17 protein-coding genes and 4 tRNA genes are annotated in these 17,074 nt (G+C 67.4%); 18 read left to right on the forward strand and 3 right to left on the reverse strand.

All coding sequences use genetic code 11. The features are described from left to right. Positions 1–74: 74 nt before the first annotated feature. Positions 75–1,154 (reverse strand): TRAP transporter substrate-binding protein DctP, encoded by a 1,080-nt coding sequence (gene dctP, locus ACESL5_RS03925; protein WP_372591484.1) that lies wholly within the window; start codon positions 1,152–1,154, stop codon positions 75–77. A gap of 263 nt (positions 1,155–1,417) precedes the next feature. On the opposite strand from dctP, the gene ACESL5_RS03930 reads away from it, so the two are divergent. Further along, positions 1,418–2,068 carry a TRAP transporter small permease gene (locus tag ACESL5_RS03930; protein WP_372591485.1) on the forward strand — a complete coding sequence of 217 codons (651 nt, stop codon included), beginning with the start codon at positions 1,418–1,420 and terminating at the stop codon, positions 2,066–2,068. Next, positions 2,068–3,351, forward strand: a complete 1,284-nt coding sequence (locus tag ACESL5_RS03935; RefSeq protein ID WP_372591486.1) for a TRAP transporter large permease — start codon at positions 2,068–2,070, stop codon at positions 3,349–3,351. Before ACESL5_RS03930 ends, ACESL5_RS03935 begins: the two co-directional genes overlap by 1 nt. A gap of 15 nt (positions 3,352–3,366) precedes the next feature. Here the strand turns inward: ACESL5_RS03935 and murU are convergent, their stop codons facing one another. Together murU and ACESL5_RS03945 are read right to left on the reverse strand one after the other, a co-directional pair. Continuing rightward, positions 3,367–4,065, reverse strand: a complete 699-nt coding sequence (gene murU, locus ACESL5_RS03940) for an N-acetylmuramate alpha-1-phosphate uridylyltransferase MurU (RefSeq protein WP_372591487.1) — start codon at positions 4,063–4,065, stop codon at positions 3,367–3,369. Then, entirely contained in the window at positions 4,062–5,054 is a 993-nt protein-coding gene (locus ACESL5_RS03945; protein WP_372591488.1) for an aminoglycoside phosphotransferase family protein, read from the reverse strand. The genes murU and ACESL5_RS03945 overlap by 4 nt, the downstream gene beginning before the upstream one ends. 148 nt (positions 5,055–5,202) lie before the next feature. Between ACESL5_RS03945 and msrP the strand changes: the two genes are divergently transcribed. The 16 genes from msrP to ACESL5_RS04025 form a co-directional block, all read left to right on the forward strand. After that, positions 5,203–6,144, forward strand: a complete 942-nt coding sequence (gene msrP / locus ACESL5_RS03950; RefSeq protein WP_372591489.1) for a protein-methionine-sulfoxide reductase catalytic subunit MsrP — start codon at positions 5,203–5,205, stop codon at positions 6,142–6,144. Next, positions 6,144–6,749, forward strand: a complete 606-nt coding sequence (locus ACESL5_RS03955; RefSeq protein ID WP_372591490.1) for a sulfite oxidase heme-binding subunit YedZ — start codon at positions 6,144–6,146, stop codon at positions 6,747–6,749. Before msrP ends, ACESL5_RS03955 begins: the two co-directional genes overlap by 1 nt. A gap of 88 nt (positions 6,750–6,837) precedes the next feature. Continuing rightward, positions 6,838–7,965 carry an NAD(P)/FAD-dependent oxidoreductase gene (locus ACESL5_RS03960; RefSeq protein ID WP_372591491.1) on the forward strand — a complete coding sequence of 376 codons (1,128 nt, stop codon included), beginning with the start codon at positions 6,838–6,840 and terminating at the stop codon, positions 7,963–7,965. A 102-nt stretch (positions 7,966–8,067) separates the two neighbouring features. Beyond that, the gene (locus tag ACESL5_RS03965) at positions 8,068–8,622 is read left to right on the forward strand and encodes a hypothetical protein (RefSeq protein WP_372591492.1); all 555 of its coding nucleotides are present in this window, start codon (positions 8,068–8,070) and stop codon (positions 8,620–8,622) included. After that, positions 8,619–9,989, forward strand: a complete 1,371-nt coding sequence (gene mpl, locus ACESL5_RS03970) for a UDP-N-acetylmuramate:L-alanyl-gamma-D-glutamyl-meso-diaminopimelate ligase (protein ID WP_372591493.1) — start codon at positions 8,619–8,621, stop codon at positions 9,987–9,989. Before ACESL5_RS03965 ends, mpl begins: the two co-directional genes overlap by 4 nt. Then, positions 9,986–10,612: a flavin prenyltransferase UbiX gene (locus ACESL5_RS03975; RefSeq protein ID WP_372591494.1), complete on the forward strand. Its 627-nt coding sequence runs from the start codon at positions 9,986–9,988 to the stop codon at positions 10,610–10,612. Before mpl ends, ACESL5_RS03975 begins: the two co-directional genes overlap by 4 nt. A 135-nt stretch (positions 10,613–10,747) precedes the next feature. Next, positions 10,748–11,128 (forward strand): thioredoxin family protein, encoded by a 381-nt coding sequence (locus tag ACESL5_RS03980; RefSeq protein ID WP_372591495.1) that lies wholly within the window; start codon positions 10,748–10,750, stop codon positions 11,126–11,128. Positions 11,129–11,188: 60 nt separating this feature from the next. Then, positions 11,189–12,103 carry an AEC family transporter gene (locus ACESL5_RS03985; RefSeq protein WP_372591496.1) on the forward strand — a complete coding sequence of 305 codons (915 nt, stop codon included), beginning with the start codon at positions 11,189–11,191 and terminating at the stop codon, positions 12,101–12,103. A 22-nt stretch (positions 12,104–12,125) separates the two neighbouring features. Next, entirely contained in the window at positions 12,126–12,680 is a 555-nt protein-coding gene (locus ACESL5_RS03990; protein ID WP_372591497.1) for a peptidylprolyl isomerase, read from the forward strand. Then, on the forward strand, positions 12,680–14,449 hold the full coding sequence (locus ACESL5_RS03995) for a M61 family metallopeptidase (protein WP_372591498.1): 1,770 nt from the start codon (positions 12,680–12,682) through the stop codon (positions 14,447–14,449). Before ACESL5_RS03990 ends, ACESL5_RS03995 begins: the two co-directional genes overlap by 1 nt. 108 nt (positions 14,450–14,557) lie before the next feature. Beyond that, entirely contained in the window at positions 14,558–16,288 is a 1,731-nt protein-coding gene (locus ACESL5_RS04000; protein WP_372591499.1) for a biotin--[acetyl-CoA-carboxylase] ligase, read from the forward strand. Positions 16,289–16,330: 42 nt separating this feature from the next. Further along, a tRNA-Thr gene (locus ACESL5_RS04005) sits at positions 16,331–16,406 on the forward strand. Between the two features lie 134 nt (positions 16,407–16,540). Next, positions 16,541–16,625: transfer RNA gene (locus ACESL5_RS04010), tRNA-Tyr, on the forward strand. A gap of 41 nt (positions 16,626–16,666) precedes the next feature. Further along, positions 16,667–16,740, forward strand: a tRNA-Gly gene (locus tag ACESL5_RS04015). 114 nt (positions 16,741–16,854) lie between these two features. Next, positions 16,855–16,930 (forward strand) — tRNA-Thr (locus ACESL5_RS04020). 36 nt (positions 16,931–16,966) lie between these two features. Then, positions 16,967–17,074: GTP-binding protein (locus ACESL5_RS04025; protein ID WP_372591500.1), on the forward strand; the 108-nt coding region annotated here is incomplete at its 3' end.

Here is a 17,074-nt window from a genome sequence, read left to right on the forward strand (position 1 = left end):
TTTTGAAGCGAGAATAAAAAAACGCGCCCGGGTGGGCGCGTCCTGTCCAGTCCATGGCGTGCGTCGGGCGTCCCTTACTGGTCTTCGCCCTCTGCGACGGCCTGCTGGATGGCCTCGAGAATGCGCTCGCCACGCGGACCGGCCATCTCGACGAACTGGTCGTAGATCGGCTGAACCGTGTCGCGGAACTCGGCGACCTGCTCGTCGTTCAGGCTCACGAAGGTCGTGTCGCTCTTGGACTTGATCTCTTCGGCCGCCTCGGCGTTGAGCTTCTTCTGTTCCTCGTAGATGTACGGGCCCAGTTCGTCGATCACTTCGTCCAGGCTGGCCTGCATCGGCTCGGGCAGGCCGTCGACGAAACTCGGGCTGGAGATCACGGTCGCGACGAACTGCGCGTGACGGGCCTCGATCAGGTAGTCCTGCACCTCGTAGAAGCTCATGTCGCGGTGGGCGAACATCGGCTGGACCTGCGCGTCGATCTGGCCGCGCTCGAGACCGCCGTAGACCTCGGAATAGGCCAGGCCCTGCGGGCTGGCGCCGTAGAGCTCGTAGGTGGAGAGCAGCAGGTCAGACGGCATGACGCGGAATTTCACGCCCTCGAAGTCGGACGGCTGGGTGATTTCCTTGTTGGCACTCCAGACCATGTAGCCTTCCGGCACGATCGAGAGCAGTTCCAGCCCCTTCTCGTTGTACGCCTCGCCCAGCTCCTGGTAAACCGTCTCGTTGCTGGTAAAGATGTCCTTGTTGACTTCATTGTCCTGCGAGAACAGGAAGTGCAGGGAGAACACCTGCGCCTCCGGAATGGTCGAACCGACGTGCCCCGCCGAGGCGAAGGCGAGCTGCAGGGTATCGGTCTGCACCTGCTGGGTGACGTCCTGCGAGGTGCCCAACGTGCCGTAGGGGTAGATCTTGACCTCGACGTTGTCGTGGCGGTCCTCGATCAGCTCCTTGAACTTCTCGGCGTAGGCCCACTGCACCCCGCCCTTGGTCTCCTCGAGGCCGAACTTCCAGACTTGCTGCTCGGCGCCGGCGCTCTCGCCCGACTCGCTCTCGCCGTCGGACTGCTGACCGCAACCGGTCAGTGCCAGACCGGTGGCAAGGGCGAGCGAACCCATCCACAGGGCGCCCTTGTGAAGGAAGCGTTTCTCTTTCATACCGTCATCTCCCTGGTTCTTCTGGTGCGTCTTCACGATCTGCGTTCGATCCGACCCGCGGCTTTTCGGGTCGACCCGGATACTGACCTTAGCACGCCCGGCAAGCTGGCTCAGATCGGCCTGTACGTGGACAGCCTGTTCGCGTCCCGTCTACACTGCAGCAAGGCCACCGGGTCGGGCTGCGAGGCCCGCCTCCCGGTCAAGATGACAAGAAACGCCGGGCCACGAACGGTTGCGATCGCGGACCCGGCCGGGAGACAAGTATGTCCGAAGCGCAGGGAAGGTCATTCCGATCGACGGTAATGCGGGCCATCCACGGACTGGACTGGCTGCTTGGCTGGTTCGAGAACATCGTCCTTTCCGTGTCCATCATGGCGATGGCGGCGCTCAACATCGGCAACGTGCTGGGCAACAATCTCCTGGGTAAGGGCATCATGTTCACCGTGGAGATCAACCAGGCGCTGCTGGTGATCATCACCTTCATCGGCGTTTCCAAGGGCGCTCGCCACGGCCGCAACATCCGCATGTCGGCCATCTACGACCAGGCGAAGGGCCACTGGCGCAAGGCCATGAACATCATCATCACGACGGGCTCGGCCGTCGTGATGTTCTACCTGTGCTGGTATGCCGTGATCTACGAGGCACAGGTCCGCTCCATCGGGCAGACCACGCCCAATCTCGGCATACCGCTCTGGGTGCTGTATATCGCGGTGCCGCTCGGCCTGTTCCTCGCCGGGCTGCAGTACACCCTGACCACCCTGCGCAACCTGACCTCCAAGGAGCTCTACCGCTCGTTCACCGAGCTGGAGGTCTACGAGGAGGCCGATCTTACGGCGGTGGAGCAGCAGAAGCTCGAGGATGAGGACCCGGATTCCGACTGGGCCGGTCGCCAGAACGGGGAGGGCCGGCGCTGATGCTCACCCTTGCCTTCATACTGATGTTCGTGCTGCTCCTGCTGGGGTTCCCGATGATGGTGCCCCTGCTGATCGGGGCGCTGGCGATGATGCTCATGCTCCTGCCGGGGGTCGATCCAACCAGCCTGATCCGGGCGATGATCTCCGGTGTGCGGCCCTCGGTCCTGGTGGCTGTGCCCATGTTCATCCTCGCCGCCGACATCATGACCAAGGGACACACGGCGAACCGGCTGCTGGATCTCGTCCACGCCTTCCTCGGCCACCGGCGCGGCGGGTTGCCGATCACCACGGCCGTCTCCTGCACGCTTTTCGGCGCGGTCTCCGGCTCCACTCAGGCCACCGTGGTGGCCATCGGTTCGGCGCTTCGGCCGAAGATGCTCAAGGCCGGCTACAAGGACAGCTTCACCATGGCGCTGCTGGTGAACTCCTCGGACATCGCCCTGCTGATCCCGCCGTCGATCGCGGCGATCATCTACGGCGTGGCGGCGAGCGAATCGGTGGGCGAGCTGTTCATCGCCGGCATCGGCCCGGGCGTGCTGATCATGGTGATGTTCTCGGTCTACAGCTGGTGGATCTCGAAAAAGCTCGACATCCCGCTGGGCGAGCGCGTCGGTTGGGCCGATCGGTTGCGCGCCCTGCGTGGCGCGATCCTGCCGATGGGCTTTCCCGTGGTGGTGCTCGGCGGGATTTACTCCGGCCTGTTCAGCCCCACCGAGGCGGCGGCCATGTCGGTGTTCTACGCCCTGGTCGTCGAGATGCTGGTCTATCGCTCGGTCAAGCTCTCCGACCTGCCGTCGATCGCCCTGTCCACCGGCCTGATCACCGCCGTGGTGTTCATCCTGGTCGGGGCGGGTCAGGCGTTCTCCTGGGTGATCTCGATGGCGCAGATCCCCACCGAGGTGCTGGGGCCGATCCTGGATACCGTCGCCGACAATCCCACCATGCTGCTGGTGGTGATCGCGGTCTCCTTCTTTGTGGCCTGCATGTTTGTCGACCCGATCGTGGCCATCTTCGTGCTCACGCCGATCTTCATCCCGGCGATCGACGCCTCGGGACTCGATCCCATCCTGGTGGGCACGCTGGTGGTGCTGCAGTCAGCCATCGGCTCGGCCACGCCGCCGTTCGGCTACGACATCTTCACGGCCATGGCTGTGTTCCGGCGACCGTACATGGAGATCGTCAAGGGCACGCCGCCGTTCATCGTCATGCTGCTGGCGACGACGGTGTTGCTGATCATGTTCCCGCAGATCGCCCTGTTCCTCAGGGATCTCGCTTTCCGCTGACGCGGCGGCGGGGTTTCAGCCGGCTTGCATCCGACGCCTGGCCTCGGTCAGGCGTTCCTGCGTGCCGACGTCCAGCCAGTCTCCCCGGTGGTGCTCTCCGCAGACCCGTCCGGCCGCGATGGCCTCGCGCAGCAGCGGACCGAGCGCCCGGCGCCCGGGCTCGAGGTCGGCAAACATCTCCCGGCGGTACAGGCCGACCCCCGAATAGGTGCATCGGTCGATCGCGTCCATGGCAAGCCGGCCCACGGCGTCCAGGGCGAAGTCGCCCTCGGGGTGGTGGGAGGGGTTGTCGACCAGCACCAGGTGCGCATGACAGTGGATTGGCAGGCCTGCGGCCCGTTGCACCAGGCCCTGGTAGTCAATGTCGGTGAGCACGTCGCCGTTGACCAGCAGGAAGGTCGATGACAGATGGTCGAGCGCGTGTCGGATGCCGCCGGCGGTCTCCAGCGCCGTCTCGGCGCGGTCGCCCTCGACCGAGTACTCGAGTGACAGCCCCCAGCGGCGACCGTCGCCCAGATGCGCGCGGATCTGTTCGCCGAGGTGAGCGAGGTTGATCACCACTCGCTCGATCCCTGCCGCGGCGAGCCGCTCGAGGTGGTGCTCGATCAGCGGTCGCCCGCCGACATCGATCAGCGGTTTGGGCGTGTGATCGGTCAGCGGCCGCAGACGCTCCCCCCGTCCCGCTGCCAGGATCATCGCCGTGACCGTGGTCATGTGCCCGCCTCCGGCTCCAGGCCTGCGATCAGGTCGCGCAGGGGGGCGAGTCCGGGGGCGCGGTCGATCGCCCACTGCAGGTGGCGCCAGGTCAGGGGCAGGTCATCGAGGTAGCCGTGCTTGCCGTCGCGCAGGCTCAGGCGGGCGAAGATCCCCAGCACCTTGAGGTGGCGCTGCACGGCCACCCAGGCGAAATCGCCGGTGAAGGTCTCCAGGTCCTTCGTCGTCAGCCCGGCGGCGCGCGCGTCCTCCCAGAAGGCGGCGATCTCGCGTTCGACGTCCGCCTGCGGCCAGTCGATGTAACTGTCGCGCAGCAGCGAGACCAGGTCGTAGGCCAGCGGTCCGCTCACGGCGTCCTGGAAGTCGATGATCACCCAGTTCTCGCCCGCGGGCATCAGGTTGCGGCTGTGATAGTCCCGGTGGACGAACACCGGCTCCATGCCGACCAGTCGTTCGGCGATCCGTTGCGTCAGCTCCGCCCAGCGCAGGCGAGCGTCGGCCGACCAGTCGACCGACCGGTAACGTCGGCGATACCAGTCGTCGAAGAGCTGCATTTCCGCAACCAGCCGCGGCGTGTCGAACGCGGGCAGTCCGGCGTGGTCGGTGCCGGCCAGGGGGATGAGCTGCGCCCGGCAGGCGGACAGGGCCCGCTCCCGTTGGTCGACTTCTGCCGAGACCTGCCAGGAGAAGAGTGTCTCGCGCCCCAGGTCGTCGAGGAGCAGAAAGCCGGTCGCCGGGTCCCGGGCATGGATGCGCGGGACCGGCAAGCCGGCGCGCTCCAGGCGCGCGTGGACCTCGAGAAACGCATCCAGCGGTTCCTTTTCCGGGGGCGAATCCATCACGATCAGGCTTTCGCCGTCGCGCTCGGCACGCCAGTAGCGGCGATTGCTGGCATCGCTGGAGGCCGCGGTCAGCTCGCCGAATCCGGGCGCATGGCGCTGGAGGAAGGCGTGGGCCAGTTCGTGTCGTCGGTCGATGGGTGCGGGCATCAATGCCTCGATCAGCGGGTTGGTGGCGTGCAGACACGCCGGTTTGCGTCGATACTTGGGTCCCGGCACCGGGCCGGGCGGCCTGTGGCGATTCTAACCGCGCCGGCGTACCGGCTGCAGCATTCGTCCATGACAGTGAGGATCGACCATGCGTCACCAGATTCGTTCACGGCACGAGCCGCGGGAATGGGAAGTGACCGATCGCCGGCTGGTCGTCGACCGCACGGCGCGACGGCACTTCATCCGCTCGGTGGTGGGTGCCGGGGTGGCTCTGGCGCTTCCCGGCTGCACGCGGGCGGACGAGAGCGAGCCCCTGTCGAAGCAGCTGACCGAGCGCAAGGCGATTCTCGGCTACAACAACTACTACGAACTGGGCACCGGCAAGACCGACCCCAGCCGTCATGCCGGGGCGTTGCAGTCGCTGATCGACGCCCGCGAACCCTGGACGGTGGTGGTCGACGGCGAGGTGCGCCGACCGGGCCCCTTCACGATGGACGATCTTTTCGGGCTGCACGCACCCGAGGAACGCATCTACCGCATGCGCTGCGTCGAGGGATGGTCGATGGTGATTCCCTGGGAGGGGATTCCACTCAAGTCCCTGCTGGACCGGGTCGAGCCGACCGGTGACGCCCGCTTCGTGCGCTTCGAGACCGTCAACGATCCCGACAACCCGCTTCCCGGCCAGCGCCGCCGGGTGCTCGACTGGCCCTACGTCGAGGGCCTGCGCCTGGACGAGGCGCTGCATCCGCTGACCCTGCTGGCCACGGGGATCTACGGCGAGCCGCTGGCGCCGCAGAACGGCGCGCCCGTTCGCCTGGTCGTGCCGTGGAAGTACGGCTTCAAGGGCGGCAAGTCGCTGGTGCGAATCAGCCTCGTGCGCGACAAGCCGACGTCGAGCTGGGCGCAGGTGCTCCCGCGCGAGTACGGTTTCTATGCCAACGTCAATCCGCGGGTCGATCACCCGCGCTGGTCGCAGGCGACCGAGCGCCGCATCGGCGAGTTGGGGCGGCGCGACACGCTGATGTTCAACGGCTATGCCGACGAGGTGGCGCATCTCTACCGCGGCATGGACCTGAAGACGAACTTCTGATGCCGGGGCGGGGCGTTCGTCTAGCGGTCTGGTGGCTGGTATTCCTCGCCGGGCTCGCACCGCTTCTCTGGCTGGCCTGGGCGCTTCCCACCAACCGGCTGGGCTTCGAACCGGTGGTCGACAGCCTGCGCTTTCTCGGCCAGACGGCCATCTGGCTGTTGATGATCGGGCTGGCCATTACGCCGCTCGGGCGACTGATCCCGTCCTGGCGGCTGGTCGACTACCGGCGGATGGTGGGACTGTACGCCTTCTTCTACGCCTCCCTGCACGTCGCCGTCTGGCTGGTAGTCGACCGGCAGCTCGACTGGCGGGCGATCGTCGAGGAGATCACGGAGCGACTGCACATCGGTTTCGGCGCGCTGGCCTTCCTGTTGCTCGTGCCGCTGGCGGTCACCTCGACGAAAGGATGGATGCGTCGACTCGGCGCCGGCTGGCGGGAACTGCACCGACTGGTTTACCCTGCCACCGGCCTGGCGGTGCTGCACTACTTCCTGTCGGTCAAGCTGGACACCCGCACCCCGCTGCTGCTCATGGCGCTCCTGCTCGTCCTGCTGGCCGCCCGGCCGTTGACGAGACGGTGGGCAGGCAAGCACCGCCGCCGTTGAGCATAAGAAATCACTTATGCCAAGATAAGGAAATCGATTCAGCGGCTGGTCTTCCCCTGACGTGCCGCGGAGAACGGAGGAAATCTCGATGAGGCTGACGGTAATCGGTGCCGGTTTCGGCGCCCTGACCGCCATTCGGCGGTTGCGCAAGCAGAACCCGGCGGCGGAGATCACGCTGATCGCGCCCCAATCCACCTTCCAGTACTACCCCAGCCTGATCTGGGTACCCTCGGGGCTACGCCGACGGGACGACATCCTCCACGACATCCGCCCGCTGCTCGAGCGCCTTGACGTGACCCACCGCGCGGGCCGCGTGACCGGGGTGAGCGAGGACGGCCGACGCGTGTTCACCGACAACGGCGAGGTGGAGAACGACGGGCTGATCATCGCCAGCGGTGGGCGGTTCATCAAGAAGCTGCCCGGCATCGAGAACGCCGTTACCCTCTGCGAGGGCATCGATGCCGCCGAGGAGATATCCACCCGTCTGGCGAAGCTGCCCGGCGGGACGATCGCCATCGGCTTCGGCGGCAACCCCAAGGAGCCCTCGGCCGTGCGGGGCGGGCCGATGTTCGAGTTGCTGTTCGGCATTGACCGGCTGCTGCGCCGCGAGGGGCGTCGGGACAAGTTCGATCTCGTGTTCTTCAACCCCTCGCCGCGCCCGGGCAACCGCCTGGGCGAGAAGGCGGTGGACCGTCTGCTCGAGCGCATGGAAAAGCAGGACATCGCGACGCACATCGGTGCCAAGCCCCAGCGGTTCGAGAAGAACCGCGTGGTCACGGAGAAGGGCGAGTTCGAGGCCGACCTGATCCTGTTCATGCCCGGCATGACCGGCCCGTCCTGGCTGTCCGAGTCGTCGTTCCCCGTCTCGCCGGGCGGCATGATCGAGGCCGACGAGCATGCGCGGGTCAAGGGCTTCGACCGCGTTTACGTGGCCGGTGACTCGGGCAGCTATCCCTCGCCGGACTGGGCTCCGAAGCAGGCGCACATGGCCGACCTGCAGGCGGTGGCGGCGGCGGACAACCTGCTGGCCGAGATCGCCGGAGAGCCCGTGGAGCAGACCTTCAAGTGGGAACTGGTCTGCGTCATGGACATGCTCGATCGCGCCGTGCTGGTCTTCCGCAACGAGAAGTTCCAGTTCATCACGCCGCCGTGCCGCCTGCTGCACTGGGCCAAGCGACTGTTCGAATGGTGGTACCTGCGCGACCTGCGGCGCTGATCGAGGCTGCAACGCAGACGGCAGGGCGGGTTTTGCGCTAGGCTTTCACCCGTTCGTCGACCGCCTGCCGGGCGGTGATGCAGTCACAACGGGTATGCCGCTTTGTCTCTGATACGTCTGTTTTTCCAGTTGATCTTCCTCCGGGTCGGTCCCGAGGACATGCCCGCCGGGACCCAGCCGATCTACATCGCGCTCGGGTTCTACCTGCTCGTCGGTATTCTGCTGGACCAGGTGGTCGCCTCGGAGGCCGGTTTCGGCGCGGGTCTGCTGTTGCTCGGCGCCGATGCCGCGGTGCTGGCGCTGTATTCCGCCGGGCTCGCGATGGTCTGGGGGCATCGCCCGCGCATCCCGCAGATGCTCACGGCCCTGTACGGTGCGACGGCCATGCTGGGGCTGGTCGCCTGGCCGCTGGTGGCCATGCAGCCGACGGGCGGCGAGGCGGTGGACGTCGACGGGGCGGTCGGCCTCTGGTCGATGCTGATGATCGCCCTGTTCGCCTGGAACCTGGTCGTGCTCGGGCAGATCTATCGCCGCACGCTGGGTCTGAACGCCGCCATCGGCATGCTCATCGCGCTCGGATACTTCATTCTCAGTTCACTCGTCTACATGGCCCTGGCCACCCAGATGCTGCCGGGGGACACGGGGCTGCCGTCATGACCGCCGAAAACCGCAAGCTGCACATCCTCGGCATCGCCGGCACCTTCATGGGGTCGCTGGCGCTGCTGGCCCGCGAGATGGGCTACGACGTCTCGGGGCGGGATCACGCCATCTATCCGCCCATGAGCGACCAGCTCGCCGCGGCGGGAATCGAGGTGGCGACCGACATGGACGCCCCGCTGCCGGAGGATGCCGAGATCATCGTCGGCAACGTCATGCGTCGCGACATGCCCGTGATCGATCAACTGCTCGGCGGCTTCTTCCGCTTCCGGTCCGGGCCGCAGTGGCTGGGCGAGGAGGTGCTGCGCAACCGATTCGTGCTGGCGGTCTCCGGTACCCACGGCAAGACCACCACCACGTCGATGGTCGCCCACATCCTGGAGACGGTGGGCATGGCACCGGGATTTCTCATCGGCGGGGTGCCGGGGGATTTCGGTGTCAGCGCCCGATTGGGGGAGACGCCGTTCTTCGTCATCGAGGCCGACGAATACGACACGGCCTTCTTCGACAAGCGTTCGAAGTTCCTGCATTACCGTCCGCGCGGGCTCGTGATCAACAACCTCGAGTTCGATCATGCCGACATCTTCCCCGACCTGGCGGCCATCGAGCGCCAGTTCTCGCACCTGCTGCGGCTGGTGCCGGGGCAGGGCAAGGTGATCGCCCCCCTGGGTGAACCGGCCATCGAGCGGGTGCTCGAGGCCGGGGTGTACTCGCCGGTCGAGCGCATTGCCGACCGCCGGGACGATGTGGCCGACTGGTGGCAGGAAGACGGCGAGGTGGTCTGCGAGGGGCGGGCGATCGGCCGTCTGCCGGATGCCATCCAGGGCGAGCACAACCGGCACAACGCGCTGGCCGCGCTGGCGCTGGCCCGCTTTGCCGGCGTTCCCTCGGAGCAGGCGCTGGCGGCCCTGTCGGGGTTCCGGGGCGTGGCTCGCCGTCTGGAAATCAAGGGGCAGGTCGGCGGCGTGCGCGTGATCGACGACTTCGCCCATCACCCCACCGCGATCGAGGCCACGATCGCCACGGTACGCGCGCAGATGCGTGTCGCCGGCGCCGGTCGCCTGGTGGCCGTGCTCGATCCTCGGTCCAACTCCATGCGGGCCGGGGTGCATGCCGGGCGGCTGGCCGCGTCGCTCGCGGAGGCCGACCGTGTCTTCGTGCATGCCCCGGACGGGCTGGGGTTCGATCCGGCCGACTCGCTTTCCGAACTGGGGGAGCGCCTGGCGGTGATCGAGTCGGTCGAGGCCCTGCTGGAGCAGGTTCCCCGCGTGCTCGGCCCGGGCGACTGGGTGCTGTCGATGAGCAACGGCGGGTTCGGCGGCTTCCCGGCCCGGCTGGTCGACCGGCTGCAGGAGGCGGCGGCATGAGGCGCGGGGAGCGAACCGAGCACGTGGTGCTTGCCATGACGGGGGCCTCGGGCCTGCCCTACGCGCTGCGGCTGCTCGAGAGCCTGATTGCCGCCGGCTGCCGCGTGAGCCTGATCGCCTCGAAGGCGGCCCATGCCGTCGCCGCGCTGGAGCTCGACGAACCGTTTCCCGCCCGGCACGATGCGCTGGCTGCCGAGCTGGGCGGGCGTTTCGGTGCCGCCGACGGGCAGGTGACCGGTTACGCCCGCCAGGACTGGACTGCACCGTTCGCCTCGGGCTCCAATCCTCCGGATGCCATGGTGGTCTGCCCCTGCACCACCGGCACGCTCGGGGCGATAGCGAACGGCCTGTCGGACTCGCTGATCGAGCGCACCGCCGACGTCTGCCTCAAGGAGCGCCGTGACCTGGTTATCGTCCCGCGAGAGGCGCCGCTGTCGGCGATCGCGCTCTCGCAGATGACCCGACTGGCGGAACTGGGCGTGGTGATCCTGCCGCCGGCGCCTGCGTTCTACCATCGCCCGAAGACGATCGAGGACCTGATCGACTTCACGGTGGCGAGGATCCTGGACCAGATCGGCGTCGAGCACGAGCTGCATGCCCGCTGGGGGAACGCCACCGGTTGAAAAGCCGCGGCTGGCCCACAGGTCAGCCGACGGGGACGTGGCCATGCCCGTCTTCCGAGACGAAATTCGTGGCCCGGGTGTCAGCCCGGGCCGACATGCTGCCGAACCATCGGCATGACAATACAAGGTGTCTTTATGACCGTTCATACCGCGACCGCGGACAACCTCGAAGGCCTTCTCAAGGACAACGACATCCTGCTGCTGGATTTCTGGGCGCCCTGGTGTGGCCCCTGCCAGTCGTTCGGGCCGATCTTCGAGCAGGCTGCCGAGGCCAACCCCGACGTGGGTTTTGCCAAGGTCAACACCGAGGAGGAGCAGGCGCTCGCCGGCCACTTCCAGGTGCGCTCGATCCCGACGCTGATGGTCTTCCGCGAGCGGATCCTGCTGTTCAACCAGGCGGGCGCCCTGCCGCGCCAGGCGCTCGACGAGCTGATCACCAAGGTCAAGGATCTCGACATGGACGAGGTGCGCGCCGAGGTGGAGAAGGCCGAGCAGGAGGCCAATGGCCAGGCCTGAGGCCGTCCGCGGCCGCGAGCCATGCCCGGCGATTGACGGTCGACCGGGGAGGGCCGTGGCGTGATCTCGGTGATCCTGCAGATGGCCGGGACGATCGCGCTGGGCCAGATATGGCGGCACGTGCGGCTGGGTGGCTGGAGCGCGGACGCCGCGCGCGGGGCACTGACGTCCTCGGTCTATTACCTGTTCCTGCCGGCGTTGGTGTTCTCCGTGCTGTGGCGCGCGCCGCTTGGCGCGGACACGCTGCGTATCGCGGGCACGGCCGGGGTGGCGGTGGTCAGCTCGCTGGTGCTGATGGCGGCGGTGGGGCGCTTCATGCGCGTCAGCCGGGCGCAGTTCGGCGCGCTGCTGCTGGCCGCGAGCTTTCCCAACGCCACCTACATGGGCCTGCCGCTGCTCGGCAGCCTCTTCGGCGACGAGGGCCGGGCGGTCGCGATCCAGTACGACCTGTTCGCCTGTACGCCGCTGCTGCTCTCCGTCGGCATCCTGCTGGCCGCGCGCTTCGGTTCGAGCGACGAGCAGGTTCACCCGGTCAAGACGCTGCTCAAGGTGCCGCCGCTGTGGGCGGCGGTCGCCGGGGCAGGGCTGAACCTCGCCGGGGTGGGTCAGCCCGACTGGGCGGCCGAGTGGCTCGACCGCATCGGGGCGGCGGTGGTGCCGGTCATGCTGGTCGCGCTGGGCATGAGCCTGCGCCTGGAGACGCTGACCGGGCGACAGTTGGCGACGGTCAGCCCGGCGTTGCTGATCCAGCTATTGTGGATGCCGGCGGTAGCCATCCTGTTCGCGCTGGCGGTCGGCACCAGTGGCCAGACCCTGACCGCGGTAGTACTGGAGGCGGCGATGCCCACGATGGTGCTGGGGCTGGTGATCTGCGACCGTTTCGGCCTGGACACCACCCTGTACGCGACCACCGCGAGCGCCTCGACCCTGCTGGCGCTGGTGACGCTGCCGTTCTGGCACGGCCTGGCTGTTTGACACTCCAAGGAGTCTGAAACTGATGAGTGAACCGGAAAAGCAACAAGGCGACCTGCCGCGTGTCGAGAAAGACCGGGTCGTGCGCGTCTACCACGTGATGCGCGACGACGATGGCCAGGTGCTGGCCGACACGCAGGTCGACGGTTTCGAGTACATCCATGGCCACGGCAACCTGATACCGGGGCTGGAAGCGGCCCTGGAAGGGCATGTCGAGGGTGACGAGATCGAGGTGACCGTGGAGCCCGAGCAGGCCTACGGCTTGCACGACCCCGAGGCGGTCGTCGACGTGCCCAAGGAACGGATCGACGCGAAGGCGGATCTGGTGCCCGGCAACATGGTCGAGGCCCACGGACCGGAAGGGCGCATCGAGATGCTGATCCTCGAGGTGGGCGACGAGACCGTGAAGGTCGACCTCAACCATCCACTGGCCGGCTTCCGCCTGCACTTCAACGCCCGGGTAGGACTGGTGCGCGATGCGCACCCCGACGAGGTCAAGCACGGTCGGGTCCACCCCGGCGGCCACCACCTGATGACCAGCGATTCGTCGATCCACGACCTGCCGAAGGACGACTCCTGATGGGGGGTGACGGGCAGTCGGTCGAGCCGTTCTATCGCCTCGGCTTCGCCGGGCACAACAGTCGGTACATCGACGTTTCCCTGACCCTGCCGGCCAGCGACGAGGGCTACCGGCTCAGCCTGCCGGCCTGGATCCCGGGCAGCTACCTGGTGCGCGACTTTGCCCGCCACCTGGTGGGCAAGCAGGCGCACGACCGCGACGGGCAGCCGGTGCGCATCGAACCGGTCGACCAGCAGACCTGGGATCTCGCGCCCAGCCGCACGCCGGTGGAGGTCAGTTACCGGGTCTACTGCGCCGATTTCTCCGTGCGCAGTGCGCACGCCGACTCGACCCACCTGTTCTTCAACGGCACCAGCGTGTTCCTGCGGGTTCACGGCGCAGAGCACGCCCGCCACGAGGTGGTGCTCGACGGCGCGGCGCTGCCGGATGCGTGGCGCGTCGCCACGACCCTGCCGGACATGGCGGTCGACGAGCGCGGTTTCGGCGACTACGCCGCGCCCGACTACGAGGCCCTGATCGACCACCCGGTCGAGATCGCCGACTTCGTCGAGCGGCAGTTCACCGCCGGCGGGGTGCTGCACCGGATGGTGTTCACCAACGCCCTGCCGGAGACCGACTTCGACCGCATCGCCGCCGACGTCGCGCGTATCTGCGAGACCGAGATCGAGCTGTTCGACGGTGCGCCCTTCGACGAGTACCTGTTCCTGGTCGCGCTGGACGACTCGGGTTTCGGCGGCCTGGAGCACCGCGATTCCACCGCCCTGATCTTCCCGCGCTCGCACCTGCCCTCGGTGACCGCCACGGGCGTGAGCAAGGAGTATCAGCGCTTCCTGAGCCTCTGCGCGCACGAGTACTTCCACAACTGGAACGTCAAGCGCATCCGGCCCTCGGCCTTCGCCGGTTTGCCGCTCGACCGTCCGGCGCACACCCGCCTGTTGTGGGTGTTCGAGGGCTTCACCAGCTACTTCGACGACTGGCTGGTGCGTCACGCCGGGCTGATCGACGAGACGCAGTACCTGGCCGCGCTCGAGGAGACCATCAACCGCGCGATGCGTGGCAAGGGCTGGTCCCGCCAGACGCTCGAGGAATCGAGCTTCTATGCCTGGACCAGGTTCTACCAGCAGGACGCCAACGCGGTGAACGCGATCGTCAGCTACTACACCCGCGGGGCGGTGGTGGCGCTGATGCTGGACCTGATGCTGCGCGAGCGCGGGAGCAGCCTGCTGGACGTCATGCGACGGCTCTGGAGCGAGCATGGCGAGCGGCCGCTGCCGGAGGGCGAGTCGGTCGAGCGCTTGATCGAGGCGTTCATGGGCGAGCCGATGGAGGCGTTCTTCGAACAGGCCCTGCGTTCGACCGACCCGCTGGACGTCGCGGGGCTGCTGGCCCGTTTCGGCGTGGCGATGATCCCGCGCGGCGAACAGGAGGGGCCTGATGCCGGTATTCGCGTCGACGAGCGCGACGATCGGGCCGCCCGGGTGCAGATCGTGTTCGAGGATCGGCCGGCAGCCGCTGCCGGGCTGGCGGTGGGCGACCGCATTATCGCGATCGACGGCTTTGCCGTTTCAGGGGTCGACTGGAAGGCGCGGCTGGCACGTCGCCGGGCCGGCGACCGGTTGCGTCTGCACGTGTTCCGCGAGGGTCGCCTGCTGGAGATGACCCTGGAACTGGCCCCCGAGTGCCACAACCAGCACCGCCTCGAGCGCAAGGTCGGCGACATCCAGGTCGAGGCCCGCTTCGCCGCCTGGCTCGCGGTGGCCGGCGGCTGAGGGCCTCGGCCGAGGCTCTCGTCGGCACGGGGCGCGTCACCATCCCATCAGGGTCCGAGTCGTGGCAAGATGGCGACCCGGTCACGGCCTCCTAGTGCATCACCATTCATGTCCCCTCGATCCGTCATCGACCTGGATTTTCCCGCGCTCTCCACGCGACTGGCTCGCTCGGACGTATTTTCCGGGTGGCGGGAGGCATTCCCGCCGAGCGTCGATTCGACCAACCGCCTGGTGCGCGAGATGGCCGCGGCCGCCGTCGCCGACGGGCAAGCGCCTCGTGCCCTGGTGGTTGCCGGCGAACAGAGCGCCGGCCGTGGGCGGAGGGGAACCGCCTGGCACAGTGGTGCAGGCGCCGGGCTGTGGTTTTCCCTGGTGGTGCCCGATGCCGGCGGGATGCCGAACGCCCCTCCGGCGCTGGCGATCGCCGCTCGGCTGGCCGCCATCCTTTCGGATGCAGGCATCCCGGCGGCGGTGAAATGGCCGAACGACCTCTATCTCGACGGCGGCAAGCTCGGAGGGCTGTTGCTCGAGCGCTTCGCCATCGACGGGCGACGGGTGTGGCTGGCGGGTATCGGCATCAACTGGCGCGCTCCCCGGGCGACGTTCCCCGACGGCTATCGGGCGGTGGGGCTGGCGGAGTGGTCGCCTGCTCACCGTTCGGCTGGCGCATTCCGGCAAGCGTCGGTGGATCTGGCGGTCAGGCTGGTAGAAGGTGCCGGCGAGGTGATGTGCCGGCCCGAGAGTTGGCCCGGCTGGGTCGAATCGCTGCGTCGTCGGCACTGGCTGTTCGGGGCCCCGGTCGAGGTGCGGCCAGCCCATGGGGGCGCCTATCATGCGCAGGCGGCGGAGATGGGTGACGACGGGTTGCTGACAGTGCAGCTGCCGGACGGGACGAGCCGGACCGTCGGCCCGAACGATCGCGTGCGCCCCCGGAACGGATGGGCCGGGGCCACTGATGAGACAAGCAAGGGAGTTCCAACGCCAGTGAATTGCTACATCGACGCGGGGAACAGCCGAATCAAGGGACGCCTGCAGAGACGCTCGCGCGCGCCCGACCAGCCGTTTGCCGTGGAATGGCCAACGCGGGAGGACGAATCCGGTCGGCAGACGGTGGATCGGCTGGCCGACGGCCTCGATCCGCATCTCGCCGACGAAAAGAAACGCCGTCCGCGTCAGATCGCCGTGGCCTCGGTGGTCGATGAGGAGCGCCGCGAGCAGTTGGAGGCCGCCCTGGAACGCCTGTGCCCCGAAGCACGGGTGCGTTGGCTGGGCGTGCCGCGCAAGTGCTGCAACGTACGGGTCGGCTATCCCGATCACCACGCGCTCGGCGTGGACCGCTTTTGCGCCATGATCGAGGCGCATGCCCGGGCCGACAAGCACCCCGTCGTGGTGATCAATGCGGGCACGGCCATTACCCTCGACCTGCTGGACGCGCAGGGAAATCATGTCGGTGGGCTAATCCTGCCCGGCGTGCGCGCCCAGTTGGCCGGCCTGCGTCAGCTGGCTCCCGGTCTGTCGGATGCCCTCGACGCCGTGCCGGGCATCAAGCCGGCCCAAGCGGCCGAAACGGTGGACACGGTCACCCGTGACCTGGGCGTGGCGACGGATACGGCGACCGGGCTCGCCCTGGGACAGGGTTGGATGCTCGGAGCGACGCTCAACCAGATGCTGGCCCTCTGGACGGAGCGGCTCGCGCCGGGCGGCGGCCAGGTGCGGGTGTTCCTGTCGGGGGGCGATGCCGACCGGCTGGAAGGGCTGATCGACCCGGCTTTCGCTGTCTGTGTCGAGCCCGACCTCGTGCTGGCCGGGATCGCCCGACTGGCACGAGCGCGTCGTTGAGTTGGCAAACCCGCCGCGATATGCGTAAAATGCGCGCCCATTGCCGGCTTAGCTCAGTTGGTAGAGCAACCGCCTTGTAAGCGGTAGGTCGTGAGTTCGAGTCCCACAGCCGGCACCAGAGTCCTGATCGGTCGAAATCGACGGATCGCGGGCTGGCGGCACGGAAATGCGCCTTCCGTGTCGCGCGGTCAGCAAAGGGGGTTGGGGTGGTTGACACCCGTCTCCTTTTTGTGAAGAATGGCGCGCTTCCCGGGTGGGGTACCCAAGCGGTCAACGGGAGCAGACTGTAAATCTGCCGGCTCAGCCTTCGCAGGTTCGAATCCTGCCCCCACCACCAGACAAGACGGGTTTCGCCTCAGTGCGGGGCCCAAACGGTCTGCGGGTGTAGTTCAATGGTAGAACCTCAGCCTTCCAAGCTGATGACGTGGGTTCGATTCCCATCACCCGCTCCACTCTGACGATTCCCGGCGACTTCGGCGGGGGTCCGGATTGGACCGACGCGACCCGCAGGGTCGTTTCTGTTGTATAGAGATTGCATTGGCGGCCTCGCCGTCAATCCAGAACATGCTCATGTAGCTCAGTTGGTAGAGCACGTCCTTGGTAAGGACGAGGTCACCGGTTCAAATCCGGTCATGAGCTCCACATTCCATTTGCTTGACCCGGTTGGCGGAGGATGCGATGTCTAAGGAAAAGTTCGAACGTAGCAAGCCGCACGTAAACGTCGGCACGATCGGTCACGTTGACCACGGCAAGACCACGCTGACGGCGGCGATCACGCACGTGATG

The organism is Guyparkeria sp. (assembly GCF_041687595.1).
Classification (GTDB): Bacteria; Pseudomonadota; Gammaproteobacteria; order Halothiobacillales; family Halothiobacillaceae; genus Guyparkeria.

Bases quoted from the DNA above. Each gene is read 5' to 3' on its own strand.
- dctP (WP_372591484.1), bottom strand. From the start codon at position 1,154: ATGAAAGAGAAACGCTTCCTTCACAAGGGCGCCCTGTGGATGGGTTCG.
- ACESL5_RS03930 (WP_372591485.1), top strand. From the start codon at position 1,418: ATGTCCGAAGCGCAGGGAAGGTCATTCCGATCGACGGTAATGCGGGCC.
- ACESL5_RS03935 (WP_372591486.1), top strand. From the start codon at position 2,068: ATGCTCACCCTTGCCTTCATACTGATGTTCGTGCTGCTCCTGCTGGGG.
- murU (WP_372591487.1), bottom strand. From the start codon at position 4,065: ATGACCACGGTCACGGCGATGATCCTGGCAGCGGGACGGGGGGAGCGT.
- ACESL5_RS03945 (WP_372591488.1), bottom strand. From the start codon at position 5,054: ATGCCCGCACCCATCGACCGACGACACGAACTGGCCCACGCCTTCCTC.
- msrP (WP_372591489.1), top strand. From the start codon at position 5,203: ATGCGTCACCAGATTCGTTCACGGCACGAGCCGCGGGAATGGGAAGTG.
- ACESL5_RS03955 (WP_372591490.1), top strand. From the start codon at position 6,144: ATGCCGGGGCGGGGCGTTCGTCTAGCGGTCTGGTGGCTGGTATTCCTC.
- ACESL5_RS03960 (WP_372591491.1), top strand. From the start codon at position 6,838: ATGAGGCTGACGGTAATCGGTGCCGGTTTCGGCGCCCTGACCGCCATT.
- mpl (WP_372591493.1), top strand. From the start codon at position 8,619: ATGACCGCCGAAAACCGCAAGCTGCACATCCTCGGCATCGCCGGCACC.
- ACESL5_RS03975 (WP_372591494.1), top strand. From the start codon at position 9,986: ATGAGGCGCGGGGAGCGAACCGAGCACGTGGTGCTTGCCATGACGGGG.
- ACESL5_RS03980 (WP_372591495.1), top strand. From the start codon at position 10,748: ATGACCGTTCATACCGCGACCGCGGACAACCTCGAAGGCCTTCTCAAG.
- ACESL5_RS03990 (WP_372591497.1), top strand. From the start codon at position 12,126: ATGAGTGAACCGGAAAAGCAACAAGGCGACCTGCCGCGTGTCGAGAAA.
- ACESL5_RS03995 (WP_372591498.1), top strand. From the start codon at position 12,680: ATGGGGGGTGACGGGCAGTCGGTCGAGCCGTTCTATCGCCTCGGCTTC.
- ACESL5_RS04000 (WP_372591499.1), top strand. From the start codon at position 14,558: ATGTCCCCTCGATCCGTCATCGACCTGGATTTTCCCGCGCTCTCCACG.